The organism is Agrobacterium vitis, assembly GCF_013426735.1.
GTDB classification, from domain to species: Bacteria; Pseudomonadota; Alphaproteobacteria; order Rhizobiales; family Rhizobiaceae; genus Allorhizobium; species Allorhizobium vitis_D.
The window spans coordinates 130123-146629 of record NZ_AP023273.1 but is presented as its reverse complement, the minus strand read 5'-3'; the positions used below and the strand labels follow the sequence as shown (position 1 = coordinate 146629).

The 16507-nt window shown below is 59.2% G+C and carries 5 protein-coding genes; all 5 read left to right on the top strand.

Going from position 1 to position 16507, the window contains the following annotated elements:
* The first annotated feature begins 285 nt into the window (after positions 1-285).
* The 5 genes from H1Y61_RS18125 to H1Y61_RS18105 are packed head-to-tail and all read left to right on the top strand — an operon-like array spanning position 286 to position 16495.
* Positions 286-744 carry a DUF2269 family protein gene (locus H1Y61_RS18125; protein WP_012653954.1) on the top strand — a complete coding sequence of 153 codons (459 nt, stop codon included), beginning with the start codon at positions 286-288 and terminating at the stop codon, positions 742-744.
* Positions 745-793: 49 nt separating this feature from the next.
* Positions 794-1075, top strand: coding sequence for an acyl carrier protein (locus tag H1Y61_RS18120; protein WP_012653955.1), 282 nt, complete (start codon positions 794-796; stop codon positions 1073-1075).
* A 54-nt stretch (positions 1076-1129) separates the two neighbouring features.
* Positions 1130-2011 (top strand): thioesterase domain-containing protein, encoded by an 882-nt coding sequence (locus tag H1Y61_RS18115; RefSeq protein WP_180574943.1) that lies wholly within the window; start codon positions 1130-1132, stop codon positions 2009-2011.
* A 37-nt stretch (positions 2012-2048) separates the two neighbouring features.
* Entirely contained in the window at positions 2049-9377 is a 7329-nt protein-coding gene (locus H1Y61_RS18110; RefSeq protein ID WP_180574942.1) for a type I polyketide synthase, read from the top strand.
* Positions 9374-16495: a beta-ketoacyl synthase N-terminal-like domain-containing protein gene (locus tag H1Y61_RS18105; RefSeq protein ID WP_180574941.1), complete on the top strand. Its 7122-nt coding sequence runs from the start codon at positions 9374-9376 to the stop codon at positions 16493-16495. The genes H1Y61_RS18110 and H1Y61_RS18105 overlap by 4 nt, the downstream gene beginning before the upstream one ends.
* Positions 16496-16507 lie beyond the last annotated feature (12 nt).

Below are 16507 nucleotides of genomic sequence, written 5' to 3'. Positions count from 1 at the left end.
GCTAGAATTCATCTATCGTCGAATGATAGGCGGCAAATCATTTCCCTATCACAAGCTATTGGTATTATGAGATATTTATTCCCTTCGCAATAGAGCCATAACGGCATCGATCACCCTGATCCTGTTTTCAGGAATGGAGAATTGTGCCGTTAAGGTCGCTCGCCTAAGGGCCAAAACAATAGTCACGTTGCGACAGTTGAAAGCCGGCATGTTAGCCGGATGTTGCAATCCATTTGGGGTTCCAGGTGCTCATTTGCGTCTGGAGATGGTGTCACAGGATGGACCATGTCGGAAGTGCTCCTGTTCGTTCATGTTTTTGCCGCAACAATGTTCCTTGGTAATATTGTTGTAACCGCTGTGTGGAAATTGATTGCAGATCGAAGCAATAATCTTAATATACTTAGATATGCAATAAAATTGGTTTTTTTGACCGATTATGTATTTACATTCGGTGGAGCTGTACTCTTATCTGCGACAGGCGGATATATGGCTCGCAGCTACGGCATGAATTTCCTCGACACGCCGTGGTTGCTGTATGGAGTGGGCTGTTTTCTTTTGTCGGGCCTGTCCTGGATGTTGGGGCTCATTCCCAATCAGATCCGCCAGCGAAGGCTTCTCAACCAGGCATCGGATTTCGATGCGATTGCCGAGCCGTTCCGCGCCTTGGCGAAGCGTTGGTATCTCTGGGGAACCCTCGCCAATGTTTTCGCGATCTGCGCCTTGTTTTTCATGGTCACGCGGTGACGTGGCCGATTTTTAAAATGCATTTCAACGCAACAAAGGGTGACGAATAATGTCTGACGTTCAAACAAAGTTCAGCTACGCAGAAGCCAAGACCTGGCTGGTCGAAAAATTCGCCTACAAGCTTTCGGTTCCGGCATCGGAAATCGATGTGAACAAGATCTTCACCGATTTCGGCCTGGATTCTACCGAGACGCTGGTGCTTGCAGGGGAAATGGAACAGTGGCTCGGCTTCGAATTGCCGCCGACGGCCATGTGGTACCACCCGACGATCGAGAAGTTGGCCAATTATCTTGTCGAGGCCAAGGATCTCTTCGAAAAAGGCGAACTCTGAATTCCAGAAGCCAAAATCCAGCGAGGTATGGCCAGCGAGGTATGGCGAATGGAGATGCCGAAATCTGCAAGTGAACTTGCCCACCGAGAGAATGCCGGGATGACTGTGGTTTGCGTTCATCCCGGCGGAATGCCCATCCGCAGTTACATACAGCTTGCGGAGCGAATGACCGGCTATTCCTGGCATCTGGTCGAGCTTTCTCTCAACAAGCGCTACACCTCGGCGTTGGGCAAGACCGATCTTCCCGAAGGCATTCTCGGGGAGATTGCCGATGAAGCAATCGCGGATTTGGGAGAGGTCTGGAACGCCGAGCGGCTCTGTCTGCTGGGCTGGTCCTTTGGAGGTGTGCTGGCGTGCGAAATGGCAAGCCGGCGTACAGACGGCGCTTGCGGCGCGGTCCTGCTCGACAGCATTGCACCACGCTTGTTCAATGGCGTGATGGATGGGACGCAGACAGAGCGGTTGATAACGCTCAGCCGTTCACAAGTGGTCAGGGTTCGTTGGTTCACGGACTATATGCGGGCGCTGAAGCGGGTCGCCTGGGAAGTGGCAGGCAGCGATGCCCATCGCCTGGCGGAAGACGATCTAATCGAGCTGATGCGTCTCCAGTTGATTGCCAATGGCGGCCTGCCGGAAACCACCAGCTTCGTCGGGTTCTCCAAGGTTTACCGGGAGTTTTCGAAAGGAATGAACCGTAACATCGCGGTGATCCTTGCCCACAAGCCGCAATCCTACGGATTTCCCGTGCATCTGGTTCGGTCGGATTACCCATTATACGAGATATTTCATCTGCATGAAGACATGGGATGGGGGCAATTGGCGCCCAATCTGACAATCTCGAACCTGCCACTGGGCCATTACGAAATGTTGCTGGAGCAACAGGCCCTGGATCACATTTCAACACATATTGAAAATATATCGCACCGTTTGATTTGAAATAGATTGACGAAAACCTTTTGGAAGGGGCCGAATAATGGACGGGTTCTCGCAGCGCGTATATGATGTCTTTTCTCCTATCGCAATTGTTGGCGTAGGAGCTTTGTTTCCGGAAGCAAAAAATGCTGATGAATACTGGAGCAATATTGTCAAAGGCAAGGATTGCCTGAAGGATGTACCGGAGACCCATTGGAAAATCTCCGATTACTACGATCCAAATCCTTCAACGCCTGACAAGACCTATGCGCGCCGGGGCGGCTTCATTCCTGAAACGGCCTTCAATCCTGTCGAGTTCGGTCTGCCGCCGTCTCAACTCGATGTCACCGATATTCTCCAGATCCTCAGCCTCAGTGTCGCCAAACAGACGTTTCTGGATGCGGGCTACGAACATGCCAAGCTGAACCGTGAAAAGACCGGCGTCGTACTCGGCATTACCGGCGCCAATTCGCTGGTGACGCCGCTGACCTCACGCCTGCAATATCCCCTGTGGCAGAAGGTTCTCGAGAGCCGGGGCCTTCCCAAGGCCCAGGTTGACGATATCGTCGAGACGCTGAAGCTTGCCTATGCGCCTTGGGAGGAAAACTCCTTCCCTGGCATGTTGGGCAATGTCGTCGCCGGACGCATCGCCAACCGTTTTGACCTTGGCGGCATCAATTGCACCGTGGATGCGGCCTGCGCCAGTTCGCTGGCGGCCATGCGCATGGCCATCGATGAGCTGCACAGCGGTCGCGCCGACATGATGCTGACCGGCGGCTGCGATGCCGAAAACACCATCCTGATGTATATGTGCTTTTCCAAGACACCCGCCTTCAGCAAGAAGGGGGTGATTTCGCCGTTCGATGAGAACTCCGACGGCACGTTGATCGGCGAAGGCATCGGCATGATGCTGCTGAAGCGGCTGGAAGATGCCGAGCGCGATGGCGACCAGGTTTATGCCGTGATCAAGGGGCTCGGTTCGGCCAGCGATGGCAAGTTCAAGAGCATTTACGCACCGCGCGCCGCCGGACAGGTCAAGGCGTTGCAACGTGCCTATCAGCAGGCGGGCATCTCTCCCCATGATGTTGATCTGTGGGAGGCCCATGGTACCGGCACGGCGGTTGGCGATGCGACCGAAGTAGATGGTCTCAAGACTTTCCTGAAAAGCTGGGACAATGACGGGTCTTCTTCGCCCATCGCACTCGGCTCAGTCAAATCGCAGATCGGTCACACCAAGGCAGCGGCGGGCGCGGCTTCCGCCATCAAGGCAGCACTTGCCTTGCAGCACGGCGTCCTGCCCCCAACCATCAACATCAACCGGCCCGATCCCAAGCTGGGTCTGGACGAGACGGCGCTGTACTTGAATTCCACGGCTCGTCCTTGGTTCCGCGATCCAAAGACCGCCAAGCGCCGAGTTGGCGTCAGCGCCTTTGGCTTTGGTGGCACGAATTTCCATCTGGTCCTTGAGGAAGCACCACAGACCGCAAAGGCACCGAAGCTGCGCAGCGTCCTGCCACGACCCATCGTCGTCGCAGCCCCGACTGTCGCTGCTTTGCGCAAGCGTTGTGAAGAGCTTCTCACCGCCACAGACGAGGGGGCCTGGCCTTTCGACGTTTCAATCCCCGCGAAACATCCGCGTCTGGGTCTTGTAGCCGCAGACGAGACCAGCCGCCGCGCTTTGTTGAGTGAAGCGATCCAATTGCTCGACAGCCGTCCGGCCACAGCCGAATGGCGTCATCCAAAGGGCATCACTTTCCGCCCCAGTGCATTTGAAAACGCAAAGCTGGCCGGCTTGTTTGCCGGGCAGGGGTCGCAGCATCCCAATATGGGCCGCATGGCAGCGGTTGCCATTCCGGCGCTCGGCGATTTTGTCGGTGCCACCGATACTTTGTTTGCCAAGGACGGCGCCCAGCTCCTTAGCCAGGTGATGTACCCGATCCCGGCTTTTGATGATGCGGATCGCAAGGCACAGGAACAGGCCTTGCGCCGCACGCAATATGCCCAGACGGCAATCGGCGCACTGTCGGCAGGTCATTATCGCTGGCTGCAAAATCTCGGCCTTAAGCTGGAAGCAGTGGCTGGTCACAGCTTCGGCGAATTGACAGCGCTCTGGGCCTCTGGGGCCTTGAGCGATGCCGATTTCTCAAGTCTGGCCAAGGCGCGTGGCGATGCCATGGCTGCTGTAACCGGCGACGGCGCTGGCACGATGACGGCGGTGAAGGCCGGGCGTGAGCAATTGGAAAGCCTGATTGCCGCCACCAAGGGCAGCGTCCATTTCTGCAATCTGAATACGCCGAAGCAGACCGTGGTTGGCGGAGCGGTCGAGGCCATCGAGAAATTCGAGGCCGACCTCAAGGCCGCTTCCATCGGCTTTGTCCGGTTGAATGTTGCCGGGGCATTTCACACGCCGCAGGTCGAAGGTGCCGTCACGGCATTTGCCGAGCGGATCGACCAGACCAGTTTTGCCGTGCCGCAGATCCAGGTTTATGCCAATCGCAATGGCAAGCCCTATGCTGCATCGGCTGCCGATGTTGCCGCCCAACTCAAGGGGCAATTGCGCGAGCCTGTCGAATTCATCAAGATTATCGAGCAGATGTATGCCGATGGCATCCGCGTCTTCATCGAGTTCGGCCCGCGCTCGACGCTGTCGAAAATGACCGCCGATATTCTCGGCGACCGGCCTCACCTGGCAATTGCGCTTGACCATGGTCAGCCGGACAAGGCGGATGCCGGGCTTATCGAAGCGGTGGTGGATCTGGCGGTTGCCGGTATTGCACTTGAAAGCCCGGTCGGGACCGAAGGCCTTATCGAGGCTCCGGCCAAGAAGGGTGAGATCAATCTGAATGGCATGAATTACGTGTCACCGTCCCGCAAGGAGGCCTTTGCCAAGGCGCTGGCCAATCCGGTTGTGGTTGCCCCTAAACCGGTTCCCACGCCGCCACAGCCTGTCGCCGCAAAGCCGCTGGCTGCTGGCCCAGCACCTGTCCGGTCGGAACCAGCAAAGCCAGTCGCTGCAAATGTCGCGTTCGGCGTTCCGGCATCATCCCCGGCGCCTTCAATAAAAGCGGCATCCGTGGAAAAGCCGTCCGAGCCATTGGCACCCAAACAAGCCGTTGCCCTGACGGCGCCTGCCTCCAGATCTTCATTTGCGGAGAAATCCATGTCCATCCTGAAGAATGAATCCTCGTCCGAGCCAGCTGTGGCTCTCGGTGGCGGCGATATCGTCGCTGAATTGGCGCGGTCCAATGGCGAACTGCATCGCGAATATCTCAAGTTCGAGCAAAGCGCCCTGCAAGCCCTGGTGCACAATGCCAGCGAGTTGAGCGCCGCACATGTCGATATGCTCTGCGAGATCCACGAGGAAACCAACCTCACCCACCGTGAATTCATGCGCAGCCTGCCCAGCCTGTTTCTTGGTCAGGGCGAATTGCCAGCCGCCCGCGTCAGGACGGTCGAGCATGAGCCTGCAAGGCATGAACCCGTCAAACGGATGATTGAAACCGCCGTCGCCCATGCCGCACCTGTTGCCGCAGCCAAACCGGCGGTCACAGCCAAGGCATTTGAGCCGGTCGCCACTCCAGTTCAGCCCCCAGCCGCCAAACCGGTTTCCGTGGCACCGCCGGCTCCTGTCCCTGCAAAGCCTGTTGCCGCGCCGGCTGCGGCTCCTGCTGCTGCATCCGCTGCGCCAGCGGCGGTTGTCCGCGATACCTTGTTGGCTGTCGTCAGCGAAAAGACCGGCTATCCGGCAGAAGTCATCGACCTCGACATGGATCTCGAAGCCGATCTCGGTATCGACTCGATTAAGCGCGTCGAAATCCTCGGCTCTCTGAAAGAGCGCCTGCCGCAAATGGCGGAGCTTTCCCCTGATCGTATGGGTGAGCTGCGCACGCTGGCCCAAATTCTCGAACTGGCAGGCTCTGCGTCCCCGGCGCTTCAAGCCTCTGCCACTCCGGCCGCGCAGCACGCTGCTGCGTCCATCGTCGCCCCGACACCAGCGGCATTCGCCCCGGCTGTCGCGGCCGGAGCCATCCGGGAAACCTTGCTGGCGGTTGTCAGTGAAAAAACCGGTTATCCCGCTGATGTCATCGATCTCGAGATGGATCTTGAGGCCGATCTCGGTATCGACTCGATCAAGCGCGTGGAAATCCTCGGCTCGCTGAAAGAGCGCCTGCCGCAAATGGCGGAGCTTTCTCCTGATCGCATGGGTGAGCTGCGCACGCTGGCCCAAATCCTCGAACTCGCCGGTTCCGTCGCTCCTGCTCCGGTCGCACAGCCCGCCGCCGTCTCTATCGCTACTCCCGTATCGGCGGTGATCTCTCCTGCTGTTGCGGCCGGAGCCGTGCGGGAAGCCCTGCTGTCTGTCGTCAGCGAAAAGACCGGCTATCCCGCCGATGTGATTGATCTCGACATGGACCTCGAAGCCGATCTCGGCATCGACTCGATCAAGCGTGTGGAAATTCTCGGCTCGCTGAAAGAGCGTCTGCCGCAAATGGCCGAACTTTCGCCTGACCGCATGGGTGAATTGCGCACGCTGGCCCAAATTCTGGCATTGGCCACTGAGGGTGCTGTCGCTGATGCGCCTGCTGCCTCCGTGGCAGTACCTGTCCCGGCGCTCGCTCCGACACAGACGGTTGTTCCTGAAACTGCCGGATTGCCCGCTGGCGCTGTCCGCGAAGCACTTCTCGCCGTCGTCAGTGAAAAGACCGGTTATCCAACCGATGTCATCGATCTGGATATGGACCTCGAAGCAGATCTCGGCATCGACTCGATCAAGCGTGTGGAAATTCTCGGCGCCTTGAAAGAACGCTTGCCGCAAATGGCGGAACTTTCGCCTGATCGCATGGGTGAATTGCGCACCTTGGCCCAAATTCTGACCCTTGCTGAAGGTGAGGCTTCAAACGCTGGGGAACCCCAGCAGAAAGAGGCAGCTCTCGCTTCTTTTAAGGATGGTGACGATCTGATCGGGCGCGGTGTCGTCACCCTTTTGCCAGCTCCGCTCGATCTGGTGACGCAGCAGGCTTTTCAGAAGGGGGCAAAATTTCTACTGACCGGTACCGATGATGCCCTGATCCTTGCCCTTCAGAAGGGATTGAAAAGCAAGGGTATCGAGGCTGTCTGGCTGCGGTTCGAAGGCAAGGTTTCCTCTAAGGCTGGTCCGCAATTGGCGGCTGGCAAGGACGAGGCCGAACTGAAGCAGCAATTCGAAGCTCAGGGTCCTTGGGATGGGGTGATCTATGTTCATCCCAAGACAATCGACAACGCGCTTCCCGGCGCTGAAAGCGACGCATCGGTCCTCTGGCTGAAACGGGCCTTGCTGCTCGCCAAGCTGTCGATCACGCCGCTCACGGCGCGGGCTTCCCAGGGGCGCACGGTGTTCATGACCCTGTCGCGGATGGATGGAGCCCTCGGCTACCGGGATGGCAGCCTTGCAACGGTGGCATCCGGTGCCTTGTCCGGCCTGGTCAAGACTTATGCCGCTGAAGCACCGCATATCTTTGCCCGCGCCGTCGATATCGCGCCGCAGATCGAAGATGCTGCTGCTGCCGATCTGCTGGTGCAGGAAGTCTTCGATGCCCGCCATAGCATCACCGAAATCGGTCTTGACGGCCAGGGACGCTGGAAGCCCTCCATCGAGGCGATTTCCTCCAGCGATGCCGTGACGGTCGCCGATCCCGATGAATTGTTCATCGTCACCGGTGGTGCCCGGGGTGTGACAGCCGATTGCGTGTTGGCCCTGGCCTCTGCCGCTCCTCGTCGCTTCCTCCTACTCGGTCGCTCCGCCCTGGAAGCCGAACCGTCCTGGGCTGCGGGTCTCGAAACCGACGCGCAATTGAAGGGTGGAGCCCTTGCCGCATTGCGCGAAGGGAAAGCGCCAGTGACACCAAAGCTGATCGATCAGACAGTGCGTGGGGTTCTGGCGGGCCGTGAAATCCGCCAGTTGCTGGCCGCACTGGAAAAGCTCGGCAGCCATGCCAGCTATCTGTCGCTCGATATTTCCTCTCCGGCGATTTCCAGCCTTGGCGATCACCCCGAAATTCAGAAGGCGGCGAAAATCAGCCTTGTGCATGGGGCTGGCGCGCTTGCCGATGCGGCAATTGCTCAGAAGAAAATCAGTGAAATGGACCGTGTCTTTACACCGAAAATTTTCGGTCTGGCCGGTCTGATTAAGGCGCTGACAGGCAAGCCCTTCCACCGCGTCCTGCTGTTTTCCTCGGTTGCCGGTCTGTTTGGCAATCCAGGTCAGGCCGACTACGCCATGGCCAATGAAATGCTCAACCGTTTCGCCGCGAGCCAATCGGTGAAGGGCGTCGATGTCCGGGCGATCAATTGGGGTCCGTGGCTTGGCGGCATGGTCACACCGGAAATCCGCGATATCTTCATGAAACGCGGCGTTCCGATCATCCCACGCGATATCGGCGGCCAGTTCTTTGCCCGGGAAACCGCCATGCCTCTGCCAGCAACCGGCGCGGTACTGGTGGGTGGGTTGAAGCCTATCAATGCCCGCTTCGTCCCCTTTGCCGAATTGCCACAGGCACCAAGGCGGCTGGCGCTCAGCGGTCACGACTGGACGAAGTCCTTGCTGTTGGCCGATCATCAGATCAAGGGACGTCCCGTCGTTCCCGCCGCCTTCGTGCTTGGCCTCGTTGCGGATGGATTGGAAAGCCTGCTTCCAGGTTGGACATTCTCGGGCTTCGATCAGTTCAACGTGTTGAACGGCCTTGTCATCAACAAGGATTGGCGCGGTGATTTCGAACTGTCGCTCAGCGCACTCCGCGCCGAGACGGATGAAACCATCCGGCTGGATGTGATGTTGGCCGATGGGTCTGGTCGCCCACGCTACAAGGCGGACAATATCCTGCTGCGCAAGGCCGCTTTCATGTCGCCACAGCCGGGCAAAGCTCTGCCGTCGCTGGAACCCTCGACGCCTGCCAATGGCTTTTATTCTGATGGCACGCTGTTCCATGGTGAGAGCCTGCAAATGCTCAAGACCTACAGGAAGCTGGAAACCGCGAGCTACCTGTTCCGCATCGCCCAGCCAGCTGCCATCCATAGTGCGGCGCTGAACGGATTTGCTGACAGCACATTGCTCGATGCTGTCTCCGTTGATGCGGTCCTGCAAGCAGCGCTGGCCGCAACGCGGCTGGAAGCCGATAGCCCAAGCCTGCCGATGCGGCTTGGATCGGCGACGCTGACGAGCCGTCCTGAACCGGGATCGGATTGGCTGATTGCCGCTCGCCTCAAGGCCAGCCGCGCCCAGGAACTGGATTGGGAACTGACCGGCTATGACCTTGATGGCCGCTTGCAGATGCAATTGGTGGCAACCACGGTCAAGCGTGACGAGGCACCGTCTGGCGCGCAGGGATCAAAATCCGTCGAGGCCGTTAAATGAGCCGCATCGCGATCACCGCCCTGTCGCTCTGCTTTCCGGGTGCCAACGACCTGGATAGTTACTGGCGCAACCTCCTTGCAAAAAACGACTCCCGCTCGACGGGCGGGGTCAAAGACTTCCGGATCGACCCTTTCTATCTCAGGGATGGTCAGGAGGATGTTGATCAGGTTCGCTGGCTCCGCGGGGGCTTCGTCGATCTGGACGAGGTGACCAAGGGCCTTGCAGATGAAGGCGGCGACGGCCTCGATCTGCCTTGGCAATTGGCCCGGCGGGTTGCCGAAGAAGCCTTGCAGACCAGCAGGCTTGGCGAGCGGGTCGATCTTGGCCGGGTTGGCATGGTGCTTGGTAATTATACCTTCCCGACCTTCGCCTCTAACAATGCCGTTGTCCCGGTTTGGGAGCGGGAAATAGCCGCAGGGCTGGAAGACGGTCTCGGGCTTTCGCCCGGGACGTTGGTGGACACGTCCTTGACGGCACCGCCTGCCGAGCATGGTGTGCTCAGCGCCGATGGCATCTATGCCGTGACACGCGGCTTGAGCCTCGGCGGCCCAAGCTTCAGCCTTGATGCTGCGTGTTCTTCCTCCCTTTACGCCATCGAACTTGCGTCCAGTTATCTGCGGAGCGGACATGCCGATGCCATGCTGGCGGGCGGTGTTTGCCTGCCGGATCCCTGGCTGATCCATGTCTCCTTCGGCGATCTGGGTGCCTTTCCCAACAATGGTGTCAGCCAGCCCTTCGACAGCACGTCGGATGGTATCGTCACGGGGCAGGGTGCCAGCGTCGTCGTGCTACGGCGGTTGGAAGATGCGCTGCGCGACAATGACGTGATCCTTGCGGTCATTGAAAGTGTCGGCCTGTCCAATGACGGCACCGGTCAGCATATGCTTGTCCCCAATGCCGATGGCCAGCGGTTGGCCTATCAGCGCGCCTATGCCCGTACCGGCGTGCAGCCTGAAGAGATCGATTACGTTGAATGCCATGCCACCGGCACGCCGCTTGGCGACCGCACAGAGCTGACATCGCTGCAACGCTTTTTCGGCGCGGATAAGCAGCACTTCCCGCTAATCGGATCGGTCAAGGCCAATGTCGGCCATCTTCTGACCGTGGCAGGCATGAGCAGTTTGGCCAAGGTTATCCTGGCCATGCAGGAAGGCACCATTCCGGCGACGCCCGGCATTGGAAAACTGCAAAAAAGCATGGACGCGCCGGGCATGGAGCAGCGGCTGGTGGTCGAAAACCAGAGCTGGCCGACACAGGCTGGCAAGCGTCATGCGGCCATTTCTGCCTTCGGCTTTGGCGGTACCAATGCGCATATGATCGTCTCCGATGACCGGACGTTCTCAGGGCAACGGACGCAAGGAGATAATGGCGCTACAAAAATCCTCCAACCGCCGCCGCTGGAAATCCGGGGCATGGCCGCCCATTACGGCAATGCCGCCAGCCTCCAGGCCTTTGAAGCGGCGTCTTTCGGCGGGGAACCCGTCTGGGCGGAACCGTCCAGCCGCCGCTGGCGTGGCGCTACGGTGGCTGCCGATGCACCGCCTCAGGCTGCGATCAATGCCTATGATATCGATTTTCTGCGCAACCGCATTCCGCCAGCGGAAACCGAAGCCTTCAACGCCCAGCAGGGACTGGTGCTGAAGGTGGCCAATGAGGCGCTGTCCGATGCTGGCTATGGCCATATCGGCGAAAAGCGCTCCGCCCGCCCGGTGGCTGTGCTGGTGGTGCTGGAACTGGACCTGAGCGCCCATCTGCGCCGTGGCCGCACGCTGGTGCCGGATTGGATTGACCAGGCGCTGGCGGGCCAAGGTCTTCACCTCAGTGAGGATGAACGCCAAGGCCTGATCGATGCCTGCAAACGCGCTGTTCTGGGGCCGCTGCGCTCCACGGAAATCACCAGTTATATCGGCAATATCTGCGCCAGCCGCATCGCCTCGCAATGGAATTTCACCGGACCGGTCTTCACCCTGTCTGCCGGTATGCTGGGCGTTGCCTATGCCATTGAACAGGCCGGGTTGATGATTGCCGATGACAAGGCGGAAGCAGCGCTGATCGTCGCGGTTGATCTTAATGCCGGGCTGGAAGCCTATGCGCTGGAACAGGCCGGGACTCCTGGTGCGAATCCACAAACCGCCAAATCCTTAGGCGATGGTGCGGGCGCAATCCTGCTTGCTCCCGCCGGTTTGGGCGCAAGTGCTGCACCCTATGCGGTTCTCGATCACATCTCCATCCGTCATGTGGGCAAAGGTGAGGACAGTGCCGTCGCGGTGGCGCTGGCGACCATCGCCGATGGTCATCGTCTCGATCTGATCGACATGGCTGGGCAGATCGGCGGCGATGGTGTGGAACTGGCGGCGGTTGCCACCCATGCTCCCGGCGCCATTGTCTGCGGTGTTGAACATTTGAGCGGCCATTGCAAGGTTGCCCAGCCGATGGCGGCGTTGATCCGGGCGGCGCTATGCCTGTCGGGCCGCTATCTTCCGGCCACGCCACCGGCCTGGCTGAATGCGGCGGTGAACCAGCCTTTGACGGTCGCCGTCGCACAAGCCGGGCTTGGGCTTCTGGCCGAAAGCGTGCCGTGGACCCGCCAGGAACGAAGCCGTCCGCTTGTGGCTGGCGTGGGCGCTGCCGGACCGTTCGGCAGCTACGCCGCCTTCCGTCTCAGCGAAGCGGTGGTGGAAACCCTGCGCCAGCCGCAAGCGGATTATCCGCCCTTCCTGCCGGTCGCAGCCGAGAGCCGGGCAGCCCTGGTGGGTGTTCTGGGCACGGTCATCGCTGCTCTTGAACAGGGAACGCCATGGCAGGCATTGCAAACCGAAGCCTTGGCCAATCTTCGTGAAAAGCCCAGTGCACGGGTATTGGTTCTGTCCGGTCGAGACCCGGCGCAATTGCTGACCGAAGCGCGTCAGGCGCAGAAATTCCTGGGTGAAGGCCAAGGGGTGGAGTTCCAGACACCAGCGGGCAGCTATTTTACCGACCGGCCCCAGGGCGCAGAGGGCAAGATCGCCTTCATGTATCCCGGCGGTTTCAACAGCTATCCACATCTGGGACGTACATTGCTGCGTCGTTACCCGGACAGCCTGCGCGCTTTCGAGCAATTCGTTGATGATCCGGCAGCAACGCTCTGCCATGACCAGCTCTATCCGCGCCACAAGCCGGGTCAGGACGCGACTGTACGACTGATGCAGACCGAAGCCGGGATGCAGCAGGACATCGCGGCGATGATGAAAACCGGCGTCGGCTTTGCCCTGATGTATACCGCCTTGCTGCGGGACCAGTTCGGTGTGCAGGCTCATGGTGCGCTTGGCTATTCCATGGGCGAAGTGAGCATGTTGTTTGCCAATGGCATCTGGCCGATAGACCAGCATGGCTTGCGCAACGACCTGCCACTGTTCGAAACTTCGATTGGCGGTCCCCGTCAGGCGGTGCGCGACACATTCGGTATCGGACCTGAGGTCCGCGACAATCAGGTCTGGTCCAGCTATGTTCTGCTTGCTCCGGTGGAGACGGTGCGCGACGCGATTGCCCCCCGTGCCGATGTGTTCATCACCCATGTCAATGGCCCCAAGGAAGTGGTGATTGCCGGTCTGCCCGCAGCCGTGACGGCTGTGGTCAAACAATTGGATGGCTATTCCGCCTATCGCAGCCCGGTCTCGCATGTCCTGCATGTGCCGTTGCTGCAACGGGTGGCGCACCAGATTTCCTCCCTGCACGATCATCCGACCACAGCACCTCCGGACAATCTGCATCTTTATACCACCTCGACCTATGGGCGGATGACGGATTTCAGCCGCGAGGGCCTGTCCCGGACCATTACCGATGTGATGTGCTCCGAGGTGGATTTCGTTCGGCTGGTCGATATGGCCTATGACGATGGCTACCGGATCTTCATCGAATGCGGACCTTCGGCCACATGCAGTCGCTGGGTGAATTCGTGCCTCACAGGCCGGGATTATCTGTCAATCAATCTCAACCAGCGCGGGGCTGACGATGGGCGCAGCCTGCTTGCGGCTCTGGCCCGGCTGGTTTCTCACGGTGTCAGGGTCGATCTTACCAGCCTGGTGCCTGGGGTGAAGGCCGAGCGCTCCAAAACGGTCATCAGCCTGCAACCGGGTGGTGCCGCTCTGCGCGCAACTGCTAGTGAAACGGTCAGGCCGCTGGAAACCAAACCCGTTGTGGCGCTGCCATTCACGCCCAGCGCTGTAGCAAGGTCTATTGCTTGGGGACCGACGGCAGCCTTCATCCTCGAAGGCACCAGCCTGGTTCACGAATTGTTGGATGACGACACCCAAGACGACGACACCCAAGACGAAATCCAGCCGGACGATCAGCCAGCAAGACCAAGTCCCGGTCTTCCATCTCTTTCCCCGAAACCTATCGAAGCGGATCAACCATTCATGGCCAAGAATATTACCATCAGCCAGGATAAGTCTCAGCGGATCGCCCAGGCTGTCGAAGCCTTTTTGCAGCGCCAGCGCCTCGGCCATCAAACGTTCCTGCAAACCCAATCCGACCTCGTGCAGATCTGGCGTGAGCATGCCGGAAATGGGGCACATGGAAATGGGTCACACAGTGTACGGCCGGGTCAGCGTAGCCTGTCCCAACCGGCAACCATTGATGCCGCGCCTGCGGTGTTGGAGATCGAGGCACCTCAGCCTGTCGCCATTGCGCCTGCGCCAGTGCGCGTACCAGCACTTGTTGCCGTGGCCACCGCGCTGCCTGCCAGCGCCCGTGAAAAGCAGGAGAAGGGCTGGTTTCTGGATGAACAGGATCTGTTGACCTTTGCCAGCGGCAAGGTTGCCGATGCCTTGGGCGCGCAATTTGCGCCAATCGATGATTATCCGGTTCGGGTTCGTCTGCCAGCGCCGCCCTATTTCTTCGTGTCGCGCGTCACCAAGGTCGATGCAAAGTTCGGCGAATATAAGCCTTGCACGCTGACCACAGAATATGATGTTCCAGCCGACGCCTGGTATCTGATTGACGGCCAGATGCCTCCAGGCATCGCGGTGGAATCCGGTCAGTCCGATTTGTTGCTGGTCGCGCTGCTGGGCATTGATTTCAAGAACAAGGGTGTCCGCAAATACCGGCTGCTGGATGGGCGGTTGAGCTTTTACGGTCGCCTGCCGCAGGCGGGCAGCACGCTGCGCTTTGACATCACCATCGACCGGTTCGTCTGGCAGGGCGATGGCCTGCTGTTCTTCTTCCGCTATGACGGCTATGTCGATGGCGAACTGGCGCTGCAATTGCACAGCGGTTGCGCCGGTTTCTTCACCGAGGACGAGCTGAATGCTGGTGGCGGTGTGGTCATCAAGCAGCCTCCCGCAGCCCCGCTCACCCTTGTCAAACCCCTTCTGCCACGGGTGCGCGACACGCTGGAAAAATCCGATCTGGTGGCGCTGTCCGAGGGCCGGATCGGCGAGATCTTTGGCCCCGGTTCGCAGCATCTGGAAAGCGGCAGCTCCATTCGCCTGCCGCCCGAAATGCTGCTGATGATCGACCGCGTCACAGATATCGGCTCCTGGCAGGGCGAACATTATGTCATGGAGGCCGAGAAGAGCTTTGACGCCGATGGCTGGTATTATACCTCGCATTTTGTTGATGATCCGGTCCTGCCGGGCTCGCTGATTGCCGAAGGTGCAACCCAGCTTCTCAAGGTCTATCTGATCGCCAATGGCATGCATCAATGCTTTGCCGATGGGGTGTTTGAGCCGGTCACTCACCGCGAAATGCAGATCACGGTCCGCGGCCAGATCACCCCTGACGTGAAGAAGGTGCATTACAAGCTGTTCATTCAGGAAAGCGCTCTGCTGCCACGTCCCTATGTGATTGCCGATGTGCTGATCTATGACGAGCATGGCAAGCCGCTGGTGCGGGTGTCCAATCTCGGCTTGCAGGTGGTGGAAAAGCCCGGCGTTTCGGTTGAGCCGCGCTTTGGCGATCCGACCTGGTTCAGCGGACGCAAGACCAAGAGCGGTGAGAAGGTCGTGCTCAATGAAATGAGCATGCACCACGCCGCCAAGGGCGAATTGCGCATTGGTCTCGGCCCGGAATTCAACATTTATGGTGAGGAATTGCGCGCGCCGCATATTCCCAACGGCTGCTTCCAGTTTGTTGATCGCTGCCTGGAAACAACAGGCACGCGCGGCCAGCTGGTCCCCGGTGCCGTGATGGATACGGAATATGATGCCGCTGCCGACAGCTGGTATTTCCAGGAAAACAGCCATCCGCATATCCCGAATTTCGTGGTGCTGGAATCGGCGCTTCAGGCGGCCATTCTCAATGGCTATGCGCTGGGGCCAACCCTGAAATATCCCGATAAGGAATATTCGATACGCAATCTGGATGGCACGGCGGTCTATCTGTCCGACCCGGATGTGCGCGGCACGACGATCCGCCACAGCCAGAAACTGCTCAGCAATGCTATGGTGACGGATTCGATCTTGCAAAACTTCGACTTCAACCTGAAGGTCGATGGCCAGCCTTTCTATCAGGGCCAGTCTTCCTTCGGCTACTTCACCAAGCGGGCGCTGGAAAACCAGCTTGGCCTTGACCAGGGCAAACTCAGCAAGTTCTGGCTGGAGGAAAACAGCACGAAAGCCGAGGACATTGACCTTCTGAGCCCGGCCTCCGCCGATCTGTTCGCCGGCACAGCGGACAAGCCCCATTGGCGCTTGCCGCCCGGCCATCGGTTCCGGTTGCTGCATCAGGCCAGCCTGGTGCGCGAGGGTGGTAAATTCGGCCTCGGCTATGTCAAGGGCGAGCGGACGATTGATGCGGGCGAATGGTATTTCACCAACCATTTCCATCGCGACCCGGTCATGCCCGGATCACTGGGATTGGAGGCCATCCTGCAAGCCATGCAGCTCTTTGCCATCCGCACCGGTCTGGACGCGGGGATTGCCAATCCACGTTTCGGCATCGCGGTCGGCGTGCCGGTCAACTGGCGCTATCGCGGCCAATTGCTGCGCACTGACAAGCGCATGGGCCTGGAAGTGCATATCAAGGAAATCCGCCGCGAAGGCGAGGGTCTGGTGGTGATTGCCGATACCGATTTGTTCAATGATCGGCTGCGTATCTATGAGGCGCTGTCGATGAGCATTTCCATCAAACCGGCGTAATCCAAGGAGGAT

What these genes read in the sequence shown, in the direction of transcription:
- H1Y61_RS18125 (WP_012653954.1), top strand. Translation starts at nt 286, where the DNA reads ATGTCGGAAGTGCTCCTGTTCGTTCATGTTTTTGCCGCAACAATGTTC.
- H1Y61_RS18120 (WP_012653955.1), top strand. Translation starts at nt 794, where the DNA reads ATGTCTGACGTTCAAACAAAGTTCAGCTACGCAGAAGCCAAGACCTGG.
- H1Y61_RS18115 (WP_180574943.1), top strand. Translation starts at nt 1,130, where the DNA reads ATGCCGAAATCTGCAAGTGAACTTGCCCACCGAGAGAATGCCGGGATG.
- H1Y61_RS18110 (WP_180574942.1), top strand. Translation starts at nt 2,049, where the DNA reads ATGGACGGGTTCTCGCAGCGCGTATATGATGTCTTTTCTCCTATCGCA.
- H1Y61_RS18105 (WP_180574941.1), top strand. Translation starts at nt 9,374, where the DNA reads ATGAGCCGCATCGCGATCACCGCCCTGTCGCTCTGCTTTCCGGGTGCC.